The sequence below is a fragment of the Pararhizobium polonicum genome (genome assembly GCF_001687365.1).
In the GTDB taxonomy this organism is placed as follows: domain Bacteria; phylum Pseudomonadota; class Alphaproteobacteria; order Rhizobiales; family Rhizobiaceae; genus Pararhizobium; species Pararhizobium polonicum.
This window is the reverse complement of record NZ_LGLV01000011.1, coordinates 68,353-87,003: the sequence shown is the minus strand read 5'-3', so window position 1 is coordinate 87,003 and position 18,651 is coordinate 68,353. Positions and strand designations below refer to the sequence as shown.

The following is an 18,651-nucleotide window of genomic DNA, read 5'->3' as shown; positions in this document are numbered from 1 at the left end:
ATAAATTGGCGGAAATCGGCTTCCCATCGCTCATGCCTGAAGCCGGAACCGGCCTTATTCATCCGGTGCCTGCGCATCGAACAGCCCGGTTCGCCAGTCGTAGGTCCTGTGTCGTGCCCATGGCCGCTGCAACTGTTCCAGTGCGAAAACCACCCGCATCTCCGCCTTGCCGGTCTCTCCCGCCGGCTCGCCCGGAGACGGACCGTAAATCTCGACCGCCCCCGTGCGCCGTAGGCTTTGACCGCTCAACAGCAGCGCACCCGACCGGCAGGTGCGAAATCGCAGCATGACCGGTATCACGACGATATCCGCCTCGTCGCAGGCAATACCGATAAACCGCGCGTCTTCGACCGTGACGATCCGCCAGCCCTGCCGCGCCCTGGCGGCACACCATTGTTTCGGCACGCACAGGAAACGGTCGGGCGTTGCCTCGGCCAAAAGCTGGCGAACGGCAAAACGCGCCAGATCCTTGTCGATCGGTGGCCGCTTTTTCCGGCCGCCACCGGTCTCTGTTACGGCCGGTTCCGGCACTTCGGTATCCTCGATTGCCAGATCAGTCCGCTGCTCCGGCTTTTGATGGCTCTGCAAACGCAGCGCCCGCTGCCACTGGGAAAAGACGAAATCGGGCGGCTTGCTCCGGTTGGTGGCAGCTCTGTCCTGTTCGATCATCGCCACCAGACGCCCATCTTCCGCGATCACCACGTCTGGCCGCGCAGCAGTGCCGCTCCACACCACGAGAAGGCCTGCGGCAACGACAATGAGGCCGGACACGGCCAGCCATGTTCGAAGCAGACAGGCGAGAACACCGCCCGCCGCAATCAGCATGAAAGCATGGTCCGGGATGCGGCCGGTCGTCACCTCGCCACCCCAGGAAGAGACCATATCAGCGATGGTGATCATCCAATCCAGCCCCTGCCCCATGACCAGCAGCGGATAGCGATCCAGCCCAAAGGGCATCAGGAGCATGGCAATCAGGGCGAACGGCATGACGAAAATGCTGATGACCGGCATGGCCAGCACATTGCCGACGAGCCCATAGGCCGCAAGCCTGTGGAAATGCCCGGCCGAATAAATCATCGTCGACATACCGCCGATGAAGGAACTGAGCAGCAAGCCGGCGAAAAAGCCGCCAACGGCCGTCAGCGGCCCGGCTTTGCGGCGGGCCGGCCGCGCGTCACGGCCAGGCCGCTCGCGCCAATGCGCATAACCGGCGACCAGCGCCAATGTCGCGGCAAACGACATCTGGAAACCGGGGCCGGTCGCAGCCGACGGGGTGACCACCAGAATGATCAGCGCCGACAGCGCCACATTGCGCAGGCTGATCGACGGCCGATCGAAGAACACGGCAACGAGCATGATGGAAATCATGATCCAGGACCGGACGGCAGACACAGCACCGCCCGAGATGAGAATATAGGCGAACACCATGATCAGGGCGCCGGCAGCGGCAATCTTCTTGATCGGAAACCGGTGTGCCAGCCCCGGAACGAGACTGAGAAGCGTGCGGGCGCCGACCAGGAAGGTTCCGGCCGCGAGAACCATGTTCAACCCGGAAATCGCCAGCACATGCGCAAGTCCCGCCTCGCGCAGCGCTTCGATCGTCGGACGGCTGATGGCGCGCTCCTCGGCCGTCACCAGCGCCGCGGCAATTGCGCCTGCATCGCCACCGATCGTTCCGCGAATACGCGCGCCGATCGCCTCGCGCCATCGGGCCACAGCCTCGCCCGCGCGAACACGCCATGCTGCGATCCCGCCTTTGACACCGTCGTCAGCTGCCGCGACGGCCTGCGGCTTTCCGTAGAAATACCCAACTGCGCCGATGCCCTTGAAATAGCTGTCGAAGGCGAAATCGTTGAGACCGGGGAGGACGGCGCCGGATGGCGGCGACAATCGCGCCCTGCCCTCGATCCCACCACCGATCCCGACCGGCGTTTCGCGGTTGCGGGAGAGAAGCGTGACCATCTCGGGAGGACGCTTCAAGACCGGATCCGTGGTCTGCGTCACAGCGACCGTGTAGCGCCAATACCCCCGGTCGGTGGTTTCCCGCGCCGTGACCGTACCGCGAACCATTGTCGTGACCGGCGTATCGAGCAACACCGTATCCATGCGCGCCGTCTCCACGGCGGCAAGCACCATGCCTGCGATAAACAACGCAGCCAGAAGCGTGATGATGCGCCAGACGCTGGCCGAATGCCGGAGCAAAAAAGCTGCTATGCCAAAAACGCACGTCAGCAGTGCAAGTTTGAGAAAGCCGGGCGTCTCGGCAAGCGAAAACCACACGAGCGAACCCAGGCCAAGGAACACCGGTATGAACAGAAAAGCATGACCGAAGGCCTGCTCCTCCCTCACGGCCTGCCGGAACCGAACACGCCACTCGCCCCCTCGCAGCTTCCTGCCAATTGACGGGAGCCTTGTAAAATATGGCGGTCGCTCCGGGTTTTCCGATGTTTTTTCAGGTGTTTCAGGGATTTTCAGCAAAGTCTGAAAGGCATCGGGAAGCGCGCCGCGAAACCGCGTGCGTGACGCCACTCTTGGCTCCTGCCCCTCAGTCATGAATGCCGCTCCAGCCGCACTCGCCCATCAGCAGTTTGCAACCGGGCACCCTCAAATGCAACCGAGGAGATTTTCGCCTAAAAAACAGGCAGCAGTTTCCCGACCCACAGCGGGCGACCAGCCCCGAACGATTATGTCATTGGACATACGGGCCGAACATGTAATTATTGCGTTGCCATATGCCTATTTTTGCATCGCACAATTTGCCTTTGGTTCAACTTGGCAGCCGTGTCTAAATCGGGTAGCACATGGTCGGCGTTAATATCTGCGGCATAATTGTGTGCCAATTTGCTGCAAACGGAGGATCCCCATGACAGGAAAAAGCGCAGTCGTAACCGTCGATGACAAAACGGTAGAATTGCCGGTGCGATCGGGGTCGATCGGTCCGGATGTGGTCGATATCGGCACCCTCTACAAGCAGACCGGCCAGTTTACCTACGACCCCGGCTTCACCTCGACAGCATCGTGTGAATCCAAGATCACCTATATCGACGGTGACCAGGGTATCCTCCTGCATCGCGGCTATCCGATCGAGCAATTGGCCGAGCATGGCGACTTCCTGGAAGTCTGCTATCTGCTGCTCTACGGCGAACTCCCGACCAAGGCACAGAAAGTCGACTTCGACTACCGCGTCACCCATCATACGATGGTGCACGAGCAGATGTCCCGCTTCTTTACCGGCTTTCGCCGCGATGCTCATCCGATGGCTGTCATGTGCGGCTGTGTCGGCGCCCTTTCGGCCTTCTATCACGACTCGACCGACATCACCGATCCGCATCAGCGCATGGTTGCCAGCCTGCGGATGATCGCCAAGATGCCGACGCTCGCCGCCATGGCCTATAAGTACCATATCGGCCAGCCCTTCGTTTATCCGAAGAACGATCTGGACTACGCGTCGAACTTCCTGCGCATGTGTTTTGCTGTTCCGTGCGAAGAATATACGGTCAATCCGGTGCTTGCCCGCGCCATGGACCGCATCTTCATCCTGCACGCCGATCACGAGCAGAACGCTTCGACGTCCACAGTGCGCCTTGCCGGCTCCTCGGGTGCCAACCCGTTCGCCTGTATCGCTGCCGGTATTGCCTGCCTCTGGGGCCCCGCCCATGGCGGCGCCAACGAAGCAGCCCTCAACATGCTGGCTGAAATCGGCTCGGTCGATCGTATTCCGGAATTTATCGCCCGCGCCAAGGACAAGAACGATCCGTTCCGTCTGATGGGCTTTGGCCACCGCGTCTACAAGAACTACGACCCGCGCGCCAAGATCATGCAGAAGACGACGCATGAAGTGCTGGCGGAACTCGGCCACAAGGACGATCCGCTGCTGGACGTTGCGATGGAACTCGAGCGCATCGCACTGACGGACAGCTACTTCATCGAGAAGAAGCTCTATCCGAACATCGACTTCTACTCCGGCATCACGCTGAAGGCTCTCGGCTTCCCCACGACCATGTTCACGGTGCTGTTCGCACTCGCCCGCACGGTCGGCTGGATCGCCCAGTGGAACGAGATGATCGAAGATCCGGAACAGCGCATCGGCCGTCCGCGCCAGCTCTACATCGGCGAGCCGGAACGCGATTACGTACCCGTCTCCAAGCGCTAAGCTGACGGAATCAGCACATGGAAAAGCCCGGCCTCTTCAGAGATGGCCGGGCTTTTTTGCATTGAGAACATCCAGAACGATTTGGGCGGCGGCCTCTCCGGGTGGCCTGTCCGTCGCCATGCGCTTCCAGACGGTGCGGAAACCGGACAGCATCGCCTCGCGCTCGGGCGTGACGGCGGTCAGACGCTCCACCCAGCGAGACAGCGCACCGGGGCGGATCGCTTCGTTGAGATATTCCGGCACCACCGGATAATCGGCCACGAGATTGGGAATGGCCGCCGTCCAGATCTTGATGCGCTTGTGCATCAGCCGAATGATCCAATCGGCCTTGTAGGTCGACACCACCGGGATACCGGCCAGCCCAAGCTCGAGAATGACGGTACCGGATGCGGCAATGGCAGCATCGGCCTCGGCGAAAGCCTGCCACTTGGCCGCTGCACCAACCGTGATCTCCGGTTTGACGGGCCAGAATTCGGTGATCTGACGGACGAGCTTTTCCTGCCTTGGAACGGTCGGGAGCAGGAACCGCATGTCCGGATGACGGCTGCGCAACTCCTGCGCCGTTTCTCCGAAAGCGGGCAACAGCCGGCTGATTTCGCTGCCGCGCGACCCTGGCAGCAGCAGGCATGTGGCAGCTGCTACATCCACATCCACCCCCGCGGCGTGTTTTTCCACCTGCTGCGCGCGGACGGACAGCACATTGGCGTCGCTTGCCAGCCGGTGCCCGACATAGGTCGTCGGCGGACCGCCAAGGCGCTGCATCACCTCCGGCTCAAAGGGAAGCACCGCCAGAACGTGATCGACATAGGGCCGCATCTTGAGGGCGCGTTCGGGCTTCCAGGCCCAGACGCTCGGGCAGACATAGTTGACGATCGGCAGGTCCGGCAAAGCCTTGCGGACGATGCGTGCGACGCGATGGGTAAAATCCGGGCTGTCAATGATAACGAGGACATCCGGCCTGGCCGCAATGATGGCGCTGGCCGTCTGGCGTATCCGCAGGATGAGCTTCGGCAACCTGGCCAGGACCTGCGAGATCCCCATGATGGACAGCTCGGAATAATCGAACAGGGATACAAGCCCCTCCGCCTCCAGCCCCTCGCCGCCAACCCCCACCAGGGAGAGATTGCCGCCGGTCAGCGGACGCAGAGACTTGACGAGGTCGGCCCCAAGCAGGTCGCCAGAGACTTCTCCGGCAATCACAGCGAGCTTCAGACCGTTCGCGTTCATCGCAAACCTCGCAACAAGGCGCGGTCGACCCCCGTGACAAAGAGACCGGCCTCATTGGCCAGTGCAATCATCTCGGCCCGTTCGAGAACCAGTGCGCGGCCGGCCTCGACCGCTATGCCGGCAAGTCCGGCGGCCTGGGCGCTCCTGATCGTCGAAGGCCCGACCGACGGCAGGTCGGCACGCAGATCCTGCTGCGGCTTGCAGAGCTTGACGAGAACACCGCGCCGGCGGCTGGAAATGCGGCCATCGGCTTTCAGCCGCGCCACGCGTTCAAGCATCGCGTCGGTGCCTTCCGGCCCCTCCAGAGCGACGACGCGCCCGCCCACGGCCACGGCACCCTGCCCGACATCCAGATGGCCGAGCGCGATGGCAGCAGCTTCGGCAGCCTCGATATCCGCCTGGTCTTCCGCGCCCGGATTGCAGGCGCCCAGCGTGCCGATGTCGGCCAAAAGCTCCGGCACGATCTCCTGCACGCCGATCACCCGCGCACCATTGGCCTCGATGAGCTCGATTGCCATTTTCAAAACGGCATCATCACCGCCCGACAGAAGCGTGCGCAGAACGCTGGGTACTTTCGCGAGGCTCCTCAGCGTCGGCTTGATATCGCGCCAGTCCGGCCGGCGGCGCACGGCACCCGACATGACCACGCGGCCGATCCCCGCATCGCGAAAGACGCCGCTGATCGCCTTGAAATTGCCGATGCCAAGCGTCGTGTGGTCGAACGCGGACCAGTCCCGGTCCGATTCGTTGGTGAGCGCAATGATGAAGGGATTTTCGCCGTGTATCCGCGCCGCCTCGGCGACATGCAGCGGCAGCAAACCGCCACCAGCGATGATCGCCAGCCGGTCTTTGATCTCTGGCCGGCTGTCCAAGCTCATCTGCCTCAGCCCTTGCTGCCCCGTGTCGGTGACGACAGGGCCCGATCGCTTTCCGCCGCGATGAAATCGAGAATCTCGAGCGCCGGCGGGCAATCGACGTAATCGCCACGGATCGCTGCGGCATTGGCGCGAATGGATTCCGGACCTTCGAAAATCTGCTTGTAGGCACGCCGCACGGTATGAATGACTGGCTTTTCAATGCCGGAGCGGCTCATGCCCACGACATTCAGACCACCGAGCAAGCCCGGATTGCCATTCAGCATGCCATAGGGAATGACGTCATAGGCGACAGCCGAAAGCCCTCCGACGAACGCCTGACGCCCGATACGGACAAACTGGTGTACGGCCGAGCCGCCGCCGAGAATGGCGCGGTCGCCGACCGTGACATGGCCCGCCAGCATGACGTTGTTGGACAGGATGATATTGTTGCCGAGGCGGCAATCATGGGCGACATGGGCATAGGCGAGAAACAGATTGTTGTCGCCGATGACCGTCGCGCCGCCATGCTCGACGGTTCCCGTGTTCATCGTCACGCCTTCGCGGATGGTGCAGTTTTCACCGATCACCAAAGTCGTATCGACCGCACTGTGATGCACGCTCTGCGAATCGCCGCCGATGACGGCGGACGGAAAAATCTTCGATCCCTTACCGACTGTCGTGCGTCCGAGCACGACCACATGGCTGATCAGCTCGACATTGTCCGCCAGCGTCACCTTCGGCCCGACATGGCAGAAGGGGCCGACAACAACATTGTCGCCGATCACCGCCCCGTCTTCGATAACCGAGAGCGGGTGGATCTTCGCAGTGGCTGCAATCATGTTCAGGCGTCTTCCTTGCTGATAATCATCGCGCCGATATCAGCTTCTGCGACAAGTTGCCCGTCAACTTTTGCATCACAGTGAAATTTCCAGATATTGCCGCGCTGCTTCTGCTTGACGACATGGAACTCGACCCGATCGCCCGGGATGACCGGCTTGCGGAAGCGGGCGTTGTCGATCGTCATAAAATAGACGAGGTTGCTGCCGTCGCCGGTCTTGCGCGCGCAGATCGCGCCGGCCGTCTGGGCCATGCCTTCGATCAGAAGAACGCCCGGCATGATCGGCTGCTCGGGAAAATGCCCGGTGAAATGCGGCTCGTTGGCGGTCACGTTCTTGATGCCGATCGCCGAATTGTCCCCGTCGATCTCGATGATCCGGTCCACCAGCAGGAACGGATAGCGATGGGGAAGCAACTTCAAGATTTCCCGGATATCGGCTGTACCGAGAACGGTTGTTCCTGCTTCACTCATCAATGCCTCCCGATTTCTTTTGTCTGTTGTGTGCCCGCGCCGTCATTTCCGCGACATCGCGAAGAAAGTCGCGCATGGGGCGTGCCGGTATGCCGCCGTAACGCTCGCCCGCAGGCACGTCGGCAGCGACACCGCTCATGGCCGCGATCTGTGCGCGGTCGCCGATGGTAATGTGCCCGTTGATTGCTGCAGCACCGCCGATCAGGACGCCGTCGCCGATGACAGTGCTGCCGGCAATCCCGACCTGCGCTGCGATGCCGCAATGGCGGCCGATGCGAACATTGTGTCCAAGCTGGACAAGATTATCGATTTTCGTGCCTTCGCCGACCACCGTATCGTCCATTGCGCCGCGATCGATCGTCGTATTGGCGCCGACTTCGACCCTATCCTGCAGGATGACGCGGCCAATCTGGACGATCTTGATCATGCCACCCTTCGGTCCCGGCGCATTGCCGAAACCGTCCTGCCCGATCCGGGCGCCGGGGTGGATGATGACATTGTTGCCGACAAGCGCGCAGAGCACGCTGGCGCCGGCTGAAATCGTGCAATCGCGGCCAATACGCACGCCGGGCCCGATGACAGCGCCGGCGGCAATCCACGTGCCTGAGCCGATATGTGCGCCTGCGCCGATCACGGCCGTCGCTTCGATATCGACATTGTCCTCGATCTGCGCTGACGGGTCGATGAAAGCAGCGGGCGATATGCCGCCTGCCCCAGACAGATTTTGGGTCGGACGCATCGCCTGCGGATGCAGGATCGCGCCAGCCACCGCAAAAGCCGTGTGGGGATATGCCGTCAAAAGAACAGGAATATGGGAAGGAATGAGCGGCACCAAAGCCTTGTCGCAGACGATCGCGGTCGCCTGACAGGTTTCCAGCTCGGCGCGGTTTTTGCGGGACAGCATGTAGCAGATGTCCCCCTCCTTCGCCCGGTAGACCGGCGACACCGACCGGACGAGCCGGTCGGCGGAGGATGCGTCTTCAAGCGTCGCACCAATCTGATCCGCCAGATCGCTCAGGCGGATCCCATCATGCGGCGGGAAAAACCAGTTGTGTTCCATGGCCAACACTCCAGAACAGTTTTGGCAGGCAGTTCTGGACTGCAAGGATCAGAAGGAGGACGAGATACCAAACTTGAGGTTCTGAACCCTGTCGTAATCTTCCTTGGCAACCGGGATCGCATAGTCGACACGCAGCGGACCGAAAGGCGATGCCCAGATCAGACCCAGACCGACAGACGCCCGAAGCGAGCTTCCCGTTCCACCCTTGGTGGTGTCTGTGGCACCCTTGTAGGTCAGGTTCACTTCGTTGCCATACAGCGTACCAGCATCGGCGAAGATCGCACCGCGGAAGCCGGCATCGCGAGATACAAACGGCAGCGGGAACGTCGCTTCGGCAGAGGCCGTGAAATAGGTCGTACCGCCGAGCGAGTCGCCATTGGACATACGCGGACCGAGACCGTTGCGCTCAAAACCACGAATATCGTTGCTGCCGAGCTGGAACTGGTCGAAGACCTCCATCTCGCCGCCGGTCTTGAACACATGACCAGCGCCACCCGAAAGCGATGCAATGATGTCAGCATCGTCATTGACGGTGTAATACCACTTGGCCTTGGCCGTCAGCTTGTAGAAATCCGACGTGCCGCCAAGACCGGCATATTCCTGCGTTGCCGAGGCAAGGATACCCTCATGCGGCAGCTGCGCATCATCGAGCGTGTTATAGGTCAAAGTCTGCGAGATCGACGACCGCGTCCAAGGAGACCCATCGATCACACGATCATACGGAGTGGAAAGCTCGGTCCTGTCGCCGTGGTAATCCATCTGCGTCAGATTGTAACGGAATGTCGTCGACAGTCTTTCCGTGATCGGCGCGGTTACGCGCAGGCTGAAGCCCTGATCTTCGTATCTGTAGTTGTCCGAGTCATAGTCGTTTTCATTCTTGAAAACGTCGAAACCGGCAGCCAGACGGTAACCGAGGAAATAAGGCTCGGTGAACGAGACGTTGTATGTACGGCTGTTGTCGCCACGACCTGCGGCAAGGCGGATGTACTGGCCACGACCGAGGAAGTTCTTCTCCTCGATCGAGGCTTCCAGAAGGAAGCCGCCGCCGCTGCCGGCCGAATAGCCTGCACCGATGCCGAACGAACCGGTCGACTGATCCTGCACATCAACGATAACCACGACGCGGTCGGACGCGCTGCCCGGCTGGGTCGAGATATTGACCGTGGAGAAATAACCAAGAGCATCGAGGCGGCGCTTGGCCGTCGTGATCATTTCCTGGTTGAACGCATCACCTTCGCTCATATCGAATTCGCGACGGATAACATAATCGCGGGTACGCGTGTTGCCACGGATCTCGATACGCTCGATATAGGCGCGCTCGCCCTGATCGACGAGGTAATCGACAGCGATCGTGCGGTTGGCGAAATCGCGGTTGCCGCGCGGCGTTACACGGGCAAACGGATAGCCCTGAGACGCGACACGCTTAGAAATCGCAGAGATGCTTTCCTGAACGTCTTTCGCCTTATAGATCGAACCTTCGGAGGTCCGGACGAGCCCCTTCAGTTCCTCGGCATTCACGCCTTCGACGGTCGATTCGACATTGACCGTTCCGAAATCGTAGCGCTCACCCTCTTCGACGGTGATCGTTACCGTATACTCGTTGGTCGCTTCGTTCAGCACGGCGTCCGACGAGACAACACGGAAATCGGCGTAGCCGCGATTGTAATAGAACTGGCGCAACAGCTCTTCGTCTGCGCGCAACTTGTCGGCGTTGTAAACGTCCTTACGGCTCAGGAAGGAGAAGATCCCCGACTCCTTGGTCGAGATAACAGCCTCAAGACGACCGTTGCTGTAGGCATTGTTGCCGACGAATTTGATGGCCGTGATCTTGGTGCGATCGCCTTCATTGATGACAAAGGCCAGATTGACGCGACCTTCAGCGATCGGAACAACCTGCGTGGTCACACTCACGTTTTCGCGACCGATGCCGGCATAGGCATCCTTGATCGCCTGAATATCGGCTTCAGCTGTCGCTTCGCTGTAGGGACCGAGCGAGCGCGTGCGGACAACCGCCTGCAGCTTGTCGTCCTTGATCTTGCGGTTGCCGTTGAAAACGACCTGGTTGACGAGCTGGTTCTCGCTCACGGTGACGACGAGCGTACCACCGGAGACATTGATACTGACATCGGAGAAATAGCCGGTGGAATAGAGGCGCTTCACCGAAGAATCGATATCGGCGTTGCTGAAGCTCTTGCCAGGCACAATGGTGATGTTGGCGCGGACTGTCTCGGGGCTGACACGGGTGGCGCCACGAACTTCGACACGGTTGATCGTTGCGGCTTCTGCGACAGATGCACTTGCAAGCGTTACAATGCCAGTCCCCGTTGCGACCATGCTAGCAGACAGCGCAACCGCCGACACCGCGTTCAAAAACTTTGAACCAGCTTTCATAAATCTTACCTTCTTCCCAATGCCCCGCAGCGAACTCGTACCGACTCCGGTCACGGTTGCCGTTTTAACCGCTTTTTACATACAAGCAAGGTCGCACGTTAATTTCTGTTTACTTCAATTGAAACCGTGTCCTAACGGCCACTACAGAATTGCTTTATCGTAAACAATTCCTTTCGATCAACCCATTGAATTCTCAATAGGGCCGACCGCCTCCCTCAAGTCCGCAACACCGATGCAAACCCGAAATCCTAGCCCAGAAGCGAGCTGATGTCGTTCCACGTGGCAAAAACCATCAGCATCAGAACCATGGCAAAACCGATACGGAACGCGATGTCCTGCGCGCCCGGACCCACCGGCTTTCCCCGGACGGCCTCAACCGCATAAAACATCAAGTGCCCGCCATCAAGTACGGGAACCGGCATTAGATTGAGAAGTCCAATGGAAACTGACAGCACCGCCGCCAGCTGCAGCACGGCAGCGATACCGAGGGTCGCCATCTGGCCGGATGCCTGGGCCACCCGGATCGGGCCACCAAGCTGATCGGCCTTCATCCGGCCGGTCACGAGATTGGCGAGATAATTGAACGTGCCGGTGACGATCTGCCAGCTTTCGACCGCGCCCTGCCCGACGGCCTCGAGCGGACCAAAGCTCTGCAGGCGGAAATTGCCTGTCTCCTGGTTGGTCAGGATACCGATGATGCCGAGTTCCATCTTGTTGCCGAACTGATCGGTGATTTCGGTGCGCTGCGGCACCATCGGCAGATCGAGCAGTTCCCCCTTGCGCTTGATCTGGATGGTGATCGGCGTTTCCGGACGGATGCTGACGTAGCGGCGGACGTCGTCAAAGGTGGTGACGTGCGTGCCATCGATGGACACCAGCAGGTCGCCCGGCAGCACACCGGCCTTGGCGGCGGCGCTATTTTCCTTGACTTCCGCAACGACGGGATCGGCGACGGGCTTGCCATAGATGGAAAAAAGCACGGCGAAGATCGCAATCGCCAGAATGAAATTGGCAATCGGCCCGGCCGCAACGGTGGCGGCCCGCTTCCACAGCTTTGCACCCAGGAAGGTGCGGTCACGGTCCTCGGCCGAATATTGCTCGAGGCGGCCATAGTCCGGAACGCTGGCGGCATCCTCGTCGCCGAAGAATTTCACATAGCCGCCGAGCGGGATGGCACAAAACTTCCAGCGCGTTCCCTGCTTGTCGGTGTAACCGAACAATTCCGGACCGAACCCGACCGAAAAAGCGAGGATACGGATGCCGGACCAGCGGCCGACCAGATAATGGCCCATCTCATGCACGAAAACGAGCAGCGTCAGCACCAGCAGGAACGGCACGATATAGCCGAGAATCAGGTGAAGCATATCGGCCAGGTAAGCCATGTGGTCCCTCGATCAGGTATGCGGCGCCATTTACGGCGCCAGCAGGATTGCCCCCATGGGCGCACTTTGTCCACCGGCGGACATGACTTGCACCAAAGCAATCAAAAGCGCGGCAAAACAGGCGAAAACAAGTCCGTCGACACGGTCCATGACGCCGCCATGTCCCGGAATGAGCTTGCTCGAATCCTTCACGCCAAAGCGGCGCTTTATATGCGATTCGAAGAGATCACCGATCTGGCTGGCGACAGAAAGGGCCAGCGCCAGCAACGGAATGCGTGCGTCGTCCAGCGAAAAATGGCTCATGAACACAGCAACGCCCGCGATCACGCCGCAAACCGTGCCGCCAATGGCACCGGACCATGTTTTACCGGGAGAAATGCGCGGCGCCAGTTTCGGGCCGCCGATCGCCCTGCCGGTGAAATAGGCGAGGATATCGGTCGCCCAGACGACGGCGAAAACGAAGATCATGGCGATCAGGCCGATATCGCTGTCGCCCCGGATCGCCGAGAGCGAGATGCCGGTGAGGCCCGCATAGACGATACCGCCCGGCAGCCACCAGCTGCCGCCCCGGAAAAACACCCATGCCGCGGCGATAACGGCAAAGGCCGCCAGAACCAGCAAGGTCACATCGGCGCCGCCGAACAGTATGAGAGCGGCAATCACCGCCTGCGCCAGCCAGCCGAACGCATTGCCCTGGAAATCACGCTCGGCCAGCCGGGTGATCGTTGACCATTCGTAATAGACGAGTACGGCGATGGCCACGGACAGAAGCTCGAAAGCTGTCCCACCCACCCAGGTTGCACCAAGGGCGATGATGGCAAGCACGATGCCGGATATGATGCGCAGCCGCAGTTCGCTCTGCATCAGGAACCGACCGCAAGCGTTGGCTGCGACAGACCGCCGAAACGGCGTTCCCGGCCGGCATAGGTCTTCAGCGCATCGAGGAAAACCTCGCGGGTGAAGTCCGGCCACAATTCGGGAACGAACAGCAATTCCGAATAGGCGGCCTGCCAGAGCAGAAAATTCGACAGACGCTCTTCGCCACTGGTACGCAGCACGAGATCCGGATCGGGAATGCCGGCCGTATCGAGCTTGCTGGCGATGCGTTCCGGGGTAATTTGATCTGCAGACAGCCGCCCTTGGGCAACCTCGACCGCCAAAGCTTGCATGGCACGTGTCATTTCATCGCGAGAGCCGTAATTGAATGCAATAACCAGCGTGATGCCGGTATTGCCGCGCGTCGTATCCTCGGCCTCCAGCAGCAGGGGCAAGATATCGCCGCGAAGGTTGGCCTTGTCTCCAATCACCCGGATGCGGACGTTCTGGCGGTGGAGATCCGCCAGGTCGCGCCGGATGAAGGCCTTCAGCAATCCCATCAGGTCGGAGACCTCGGCCTCCGGCCGGCTCCAGTTTTCCGAGGAAAACGCAAAAAGCGTCAGGTATCGAATACCCACTTCGCCGGCGGTGCGAACCGCCTCGCGCACGGCCTCCACCCCCTTGCGATGCCCCATGGTGCGCGGCAGTCCGCGCGAATTGGCCCAACGGCCGTTGCCATCCATGATGATGGCAACATGCGTGGGAACATTTCTAAGCAAGGGGTTCGACATCAATGGCCCGAAAAAACAGAGACTCGGAAAAAGACACACTAGACCTGCATGATTTCCTTTTCCTTCTCGGCGAGCAAGCGGTCGATGTCGGAAATCATCTCATCGGTCATTTTCTGCACCTTTTCGGACTGGCTACGGCTCACATCCTGGCCGATGTCACCGTCTTTTTCGGCTTTTTTCAGGCTGTCCATGCCGTCGCGGCGCACGTTGCGCACAGCAATCTTGGCCTTTTCGCTATAGTCATGCGCGACCTTTACCAGCGACTTGCGGCGCTCTTCGTTCAATTCCGGCAACGGAATGCGCAGATTTTGCCCGTCAACGATCGGATTGAGGCCGAGATTCGATTCGCGGATGGCGCGATCGACGGCGTTGACCATCGACTTGTCCCAGATCGAAACGCCGAGCATGCGCGCTTCAGGAACGGTGATATTGGCAACCTGATTCAACGGCACGCGCGAACCATAGGCCTCGACCATGACCGGATCGAGCACGTTGGCCGATGCACGGCCGGTGCGCAGCGATGCGACATCGCTCTTGAAAGCGTTAATGGCGCCATCCATGCGGCGCTTCAGGTCACTCAGGTCAATACCTTCACTCATGGATCAAACTCCCGATTTATCGCAGCGGCATTGCGGCCGCCCTTTGGCTGCTCAATTGTCTGTTACGATGGTCGCCCGGCCGCCGCCGGTCAAGATTTCCGCGAACCCGCCCTTCTCGTGGATCGAGAAGACGATGATCGGAATGCTGTTTTCACGCGCCAGCGCCACGGCGGCAATATCCATGACGGCCAACCCCTTCTGCAAGACCTCGCTGTGCGTCAGGCGGTCGAAACGGGTGGCCGTCGGGTCCTTCTTCGGGTCGGCCGTGTAGATACCATCCACCTGCGTGCCCTTGAAGATCGCTTCGGCCCCCATTTCCGCAGCGCGCAGCGCAGCCGCCGAATCGGTGGTGAAGAACGGATTGCCCGTGCCGCCGGCAAAGATCACGACGCGGCCGAGAGAGAGATGAAAAAGCGTGGCGCGCTGCGAAAAGCTTTCGCAGATTTCCGGCATGGCGATCGCGGAAAGGACGACCGTATCGATGTCGAGCTTGCGCAGCGAGGTTGCCAGCGCCAGCGCGTTGATGACGGTCGCCAGCATGCCCATGTGGTCGCCGGTCACCCGGTCTCCGCCCTTGGACGCAACCGCGACACCGCGAAAGATGTTTCCGCCGCCGACGACGACGCCGACCTCCACTCCCATGGCGCGCGCTTCGGCTATGTCGGACGCAATCCGGTCAGCGACCGCAACATCGATCCCGAACCCCTGGTTTCCCATGAGAGCTTCGCCCGAAGCCTTCAGCAGCACGCGTTTGTAGAGAGGTTTGGCCGACATCGTCACTCCTGTCCAAGAAGGCACACATGCGAGATGGTGCGTGGAACTGATCTTTCATCCTTGCGCGGCCGATATCACCCCGGATGATCTCCGAAGGAGCCTGCGTCAATGTGATGATGATGCCGGATACACGAAGGGCACCGCGTTGTCACGCGATGCCCGGACTGTTTCCCAATGAGGATGGGTGTTTTCCCAATCAGGATGAAGAAATCAACCCTTGGCGACAGCAGCCACTTCGGCTGCGAAGTCGGATTCTTCCTTTTCGACGCCTTCGCCGAGAAGAAGGCGAGCCATGCCGACAACTTCGATCGGGGCACCGACGGTCTTTTCAGCTTCCTTGACGGCAGCTTCGACAGTCAGGTCAGGGTTCATAACGAAAGCCTGCGACAGAAGAGCGACTTCTTCGAAGAACTTGCGCATGCGACCTTCGACCATCTTTTCGATGATCGCTTCCGGCTTGCCGGATTCGCGGGCCTGCTCGATGAAGATGTTGCGCTCGCGCTCGGCGACAGCAGCATCGACTTCCGTCGAGCGGATGGCCAGCGGGTTGGTCGCAGCAATGTGCATGGCAACCTGGCGGCCGATGGCGTTCAGCGCATCCTTGTCGCCGGTCGACTTCAGCGCGACGAGAACGCCGAGCTTGCCGAGGCCGTCTGCGACGGAGTTGTGGATGTAGGTCGCGACAACGCCGTCTTCGACCGACAGCAGGGCTGCACGGCGCAGGGCCATGTTTTCGCCGATGGTTGCGATCGCGTCGGTGATGCTTTCAGCAACCGACTTGCCCGTTGCCGGGTAGTTTGCCGCGCTGATCGTTTCGACCGAACCGTCGGTGCCGACGGCAACGGCTGCGACGCCACGGACGAGGTCCTGGAAGGCATCGTTACGGGCAACGAAGTCGGTTTCGGAATTGAGTTCGATGACGACGGCCTTGGTGCCGTTGCCAACGATGCCGACGAGGCCTTCAGCAGCAGCGCGGCCCGACTTCTTGTCGGCCTTGGCAATGCCCTTGGCGCGCAGCCAGTCGATCGCGGCTTCCATGTCGCCATTGGTTTCGCCGAGTGCCTTCTTGCAATCCATCATGCCTGCGCCGGTCTTTTCGCGCAGTTCCTTCACCATTGCTGCAGTAATAGTGCTCATCTTTTTTGCCTCTTCGTTTGTTCGGCTGGTGCGCAGCCAGAAAGCCGGCGCGATACCAGGAGGATGTGGCAGGGCATGACCCCTGAATGTGACATCGTGATGAAAGGTTCATCGCGAGAGTAGGCATCGTAACGACCAGCGCTCGATGGGCCGGTCCGATGCAAAAGAACGAGGCCGTTCACTTCTTCAGTCGTAAACGGCCTCGTCCTGATCGTGTGATTGGAATGGCGGGCAGACCCGCCATTCGGCCTTATCAGGCTTCGGCTGCGACTTCTTCGAGAGCCGGCTCAAGCGGCAGATCGGAGGAAGCGCCGAGGTCGCGGCCGGACGAGCTCTGCTGACGGGCAATGCCGTCAAGCGCTGCACGCGAGATCAGATCGCAATAGAGCGAGATCGCACGCGAAGCGTCGTCGTTGCCGGGGATCGGGAAGTCGATGCGGTCCGGATCGCAGTTCGAGTCGATGATCGCAACAACCGGGATGCCAAGACGCTTTGCTTCGTCGATGGCGATCGATTCCTTGTTGGTGTCGATGATGAACATCAGATCCGGTACGCCGCCCATGTCGCGGATACCGCCGAGTGCGCGGTTCAGCTTTTCGCGTTCGCGCTCAAGGTTCAGGCGTTCCTTCTTGGTGAAGCCCGAAGCTTCCGAGTTCAGGATTTCGTCGAGCTTGCGCAGACGCTGGATCGAGTTCGAAATCGTCTTCCAGTTGGTCATCATGCCGCCGAGCCAGCGGGCATTGACGTAATACTGAGCCGAACGCTTGGCAGCGTCAGCGATGATTTCGGATGCCTGGCGCTTGGTGCCGACGAACAGCACGCGGCCACCCTTGGCAACGGTGTCGCTGACAACCTGCAGGGCGCGCGACAGCAATGGAACGGTCTGCGCGAGGTCGATGATGTGAACGTTCGAACGATCGCCGAAGATGTACGGCTTCATTTTCGGGTTCCAGCGGTGAGTCTGGTGACCGAAGTGAACGCCAGCTTCCAGAAGCTGACGCATGCTAAAATCGGGCAATGCCATGCCTTTTTCTCCTTTTCCGGTTGAACCTCCGCAAGGCAAACAGCGCTTTCTTCGAAAGCGCCACCGGGTGGAACTGCCCGGATTTCTCCCGGACGGCCCCAAACCTTACGTGTGGAATGCGGTGCCCATACCCTCTGTCGCCCGACAAATCAAGAGAAAAGGCGCAAAATACTGCCGTGCGGGCTTGCGGCCCCTATTTGCACTCGCCTTCCTTGAACATTTCAAGGTCGGCCAGCTTGCCGGTGAGGACGAAATCGCCATAGTCCATGGTCAGATCGCGGGTAATGCCGTTTTCATAGAGCTTGAACTCCATACGGTAGATCGGCACCGCATCGCCGGACGTGTTGTCGTTGAAGTATGAGATCGTCACCGGCCAATAGGGCTTGGCCGCCATTGCGCCTGCTTTTCCGACGTCTCCGCTATCCGCATCGCCCTTGGCCGGTTTCTGAAACTTCCCGACCATGGTGGTGGTGATCAATGTCTTGTCGCCCGAATCCGATCCGTCAAAGATACGGGTTTCAAACAACTTCTCGCCCCTTTTTGCCCGATCGATGACCTCCAGCATGTGTTCGGTCGGAAACAGGCCCTGGGCAAGGTCGACCTTTCGCTTGTCCGGCGAGGTCAGGTCGACGGTCAGCCCCTTCTTCGCTTCATGCGCCGTACCGCGGACTTCCTTGTCCAGCTTCTCGTCGGTGAAGGAACGGGTCAGAAAGCGGAAATTGCCGTTTTTCAGATCCTCATAGGTCGTCGTCTGCTGATCCGTCAGCTTGACCTCGTCACCAGTATCGACCTTGGTGACGAAACGGAAACTGACGGTATAGCCCTCGCAGGCCGAACCGTTGAATTCATAGACCATGCGGCCGTACATTCCGGAAATTCCGGAGCGTTCCGATGAGTCCTTCAATTCCAGATCATAGACCGCGCGGTGCGGCACCAGGATGTTGGCGGATGCTGCGGAGGCACCGCCGACCGTCACGCCTGAGAAACACGCCCATGCCAGAATGACAGAGGCAAAGCCTGAACGAAACATCCGTTTCCTCCTGTTGGACTCGCCGCCGATGCTATAAGAACACATCCGGCAAAAGCGAGGCATCGATGAGCCCGAAGCGGTATTTCATCACTTCATGAATC

16 protein-coding genes are annotated in these 18,651 nt (G+C 60.1%); 1 reads left to right on the top strand and 15 read right to left on the bottom strand.

The genetic code is table 11. The annotated features are described in order from the left end of the window. Positions 1–54: 54 nt before the first annotated feature. Positions 55–2,553 (bottom strand): ComEC/Rec2 family competence protein, encoded by a 2,499-nt coding sequence (locus tag ADU59_RS17875; protein ID WP_425332030.1) that lies wholly within the window; start codon positions 2,551–2,553, stop codon positions 55–57. Positions 2,554–2,863: 310 nt separating this feature from the next. Between ADU59_RS17875 and gltA the strand changes: the two genes are divergently transcribed. After that, on the top strand, positions 2,864–4,153 hold the full coding sequence (gene gltA, locus ADU59_RS17870; protein ID WP_068955513.1) for a citrate synthase: 1,290 nt from the start codon (positions 2,864–2,866) through the stop codon (positions 4,151–4,153). A gap of 36 nt (positions 4,154–4,189) precedes the next feature. Here gltA and lpxB read toward each other — a convergent pair whose 3' ends face one another. The 14 genes from lpxB to ADU59_RS17800 form a co-directional block, all read right to left on the bottom strand. Next, positions 4,190–5,380, bottom strand: coding sequence for a lipid-A-disaccharide synthase (gene lpxB / locus ADU59_RS17865; RefSeq protein WP_068955512.1), 1,191 nt, complete (start codon positions 5,378–5,380; stop codon positions 4,190–4,192). Further along, on the bottom strand, positions 5,377–6,258 hold the full coding sequence (locus tag ADU59_RS17860) for an LpxI family protein (RefSeq protein WP_068955511.1): 882 nt from the start codon (positions 6,256–6,258) through the stop codon (positions 5,377–5,379). Before ADU59_RS17860 ends, lpxB begins: the two co-directional genes overlap by 4 nt. Positions 6,259–6,263: 5 nt before the next feature. After that, entirely contained in the window at positions 6,264–7,076 is an 813-nt protein-coding gene (gene lpxA, locus ADU59_RS17855; protein WP_099050862.1) for an acyl-ACP--UDP-N-acetylglucosamine O-acyltransferase, read from the bottom strand. 2 nt (positions 7,077–7,078) lie between these two features. Continuing rightward, the gene (gene fabZ / locus ADU59_RS17850) at positions 7,079–7,546 is read right to left on the bottom strand and encodes a 3-hydroxyacyl-ACP dehydratase FabZ (protein WP_037166637.1); all 468 of its coding nucleotides are present in this window, start codon (positions 7,544–7,546) and stop codon (positions 7,079–7,081) included. Then, positions 7,539–8,606 (bottom strand): UDP-3-O-(3-hydroxymyristoyl)glucosamine N-acyltransferase, encoded by a 1,068-nt coding sequence (gene lpxD / locus ADU59_RS17845; RefSeq protein ID WP_068955509.1) that lies wholly within the window; start codon positions 8,604–8,606, stop codon positions 7,539–7,541. Before lpxD ends, fabZ begins: the two co-directional genes overlap by 8 nt. A 48-nt stretch (positions 8,607–8,654) precedes the next feature. Beyond that, a complete protein-coding gene (bamA, locus tag ADU59_RS17840) occupies positions 8,655–10,997 on the bottom strand; it encodes an outer membrane protein assembly factor BamA (protein ID WP_068955508.1) in 2,343 nt (780 codons plus the stop codon). 248 nt (positions 10,998–11,245) lie between these two features. Continuing rightward, positions 11,246–12,379: an RIP metalloprotease RseP gene (rseP, locus tag ADU59_RS17835; protein ID WP_068955507.1), complete on the bottom strand. Its 1,134-nt coding sequence runs from the start codon at positions 12,377–12,379 to the stop codon at positions 11,246–11,248. A 30-nt stretch (positions 12,380–12,409) separates the two neighbouring features. Then, positions 12,410–13,243 (bottom strand): phosphatidate cytidylyltransferase, encoded by an 834-nt coding sequence (locus ADU59_RS17830; RefSeq protein ID WP_068955506.1) that lies wholly within the window; start codon positions 13,241–13,243, stop codon positions 12,410–12,412. Beyond that, complete coding sequence (locus ADU59_RS17825) at positions 13,243–13,986, bottom strand: isoprenyl transferase (RefSeq protein WP_068955661.1); 744 nt, start codon at positions 13,984–13,986, stop codon at positions 13,243–13,245. The genes ADU59_RS17830 and ADU59_RS17825 overlap by 1 nt, the downstream gene beginning before the upstream one ends. 38 nt (positions 13,987–14,024) lie before the next feature. Further along, positions 14,025–14,585 (bottom strand): ribosome recycling factor, encoded by a 561-nt coding sequence (frr, locus tag ADU59_RS17820; protein ID WP_068955505.1) that lies wholly within the window; start codon positions 14,583–14,585, stop codon positions 14,025–14,027. Positions 14,586–14,636: 51 nt separating this feature from the next. Then, the gene (pyrH, locus tag ADU59_RS17815; RefSeq protein ID WP_068955504.1) at positions 14,637–15,359 is read right to left on the bottom strand and encodes a UMP kinase; all 723 of its coding nucleotides are present in this window, start codon (positions 15,357–15,359) and stop codon (positions 14,637–14,639) included. 210 nt (positions 15,360–15,569) lie between these two features. Further along, a complete protein-coding gene (gene tsf / locus ADU59_RS17810) occupies positions 15,570–16,496 on the bottom strand; it encodes a translation elongation factor Ts (RefSeq protein ID WP_068955503.1) in 927 nt (308 codons plus the stop codon). 253 nt (positions 16,497–16,749) lie between these two features. Next, the gene (gene rpsB / locus ADU59_RS17805; protein WP_068955502.1) at positions 16,750–17,520 is read right to left on the bottom strand and encodes a 30S ribosomal protein S2; all 771 of its coding nucleotides are present in this window, start codon (positions 17,518–17,520) and stop codon (positions 16,750–16,752) included. 193 nt (positions 17,521–17,713) lie between these two features. Beyond that, entirely contained in the window at positions 17,714–18,550 is an 837-nt protein-coding gene (locus tag ADU59_RS17800; RefSeq protein WP_068955501.1) for a cell envelope integrity EipB family protein, read from the bottom strand. Between the last annotated feature and the right edge of the window lie 101 nt (positions 18,551–18,651).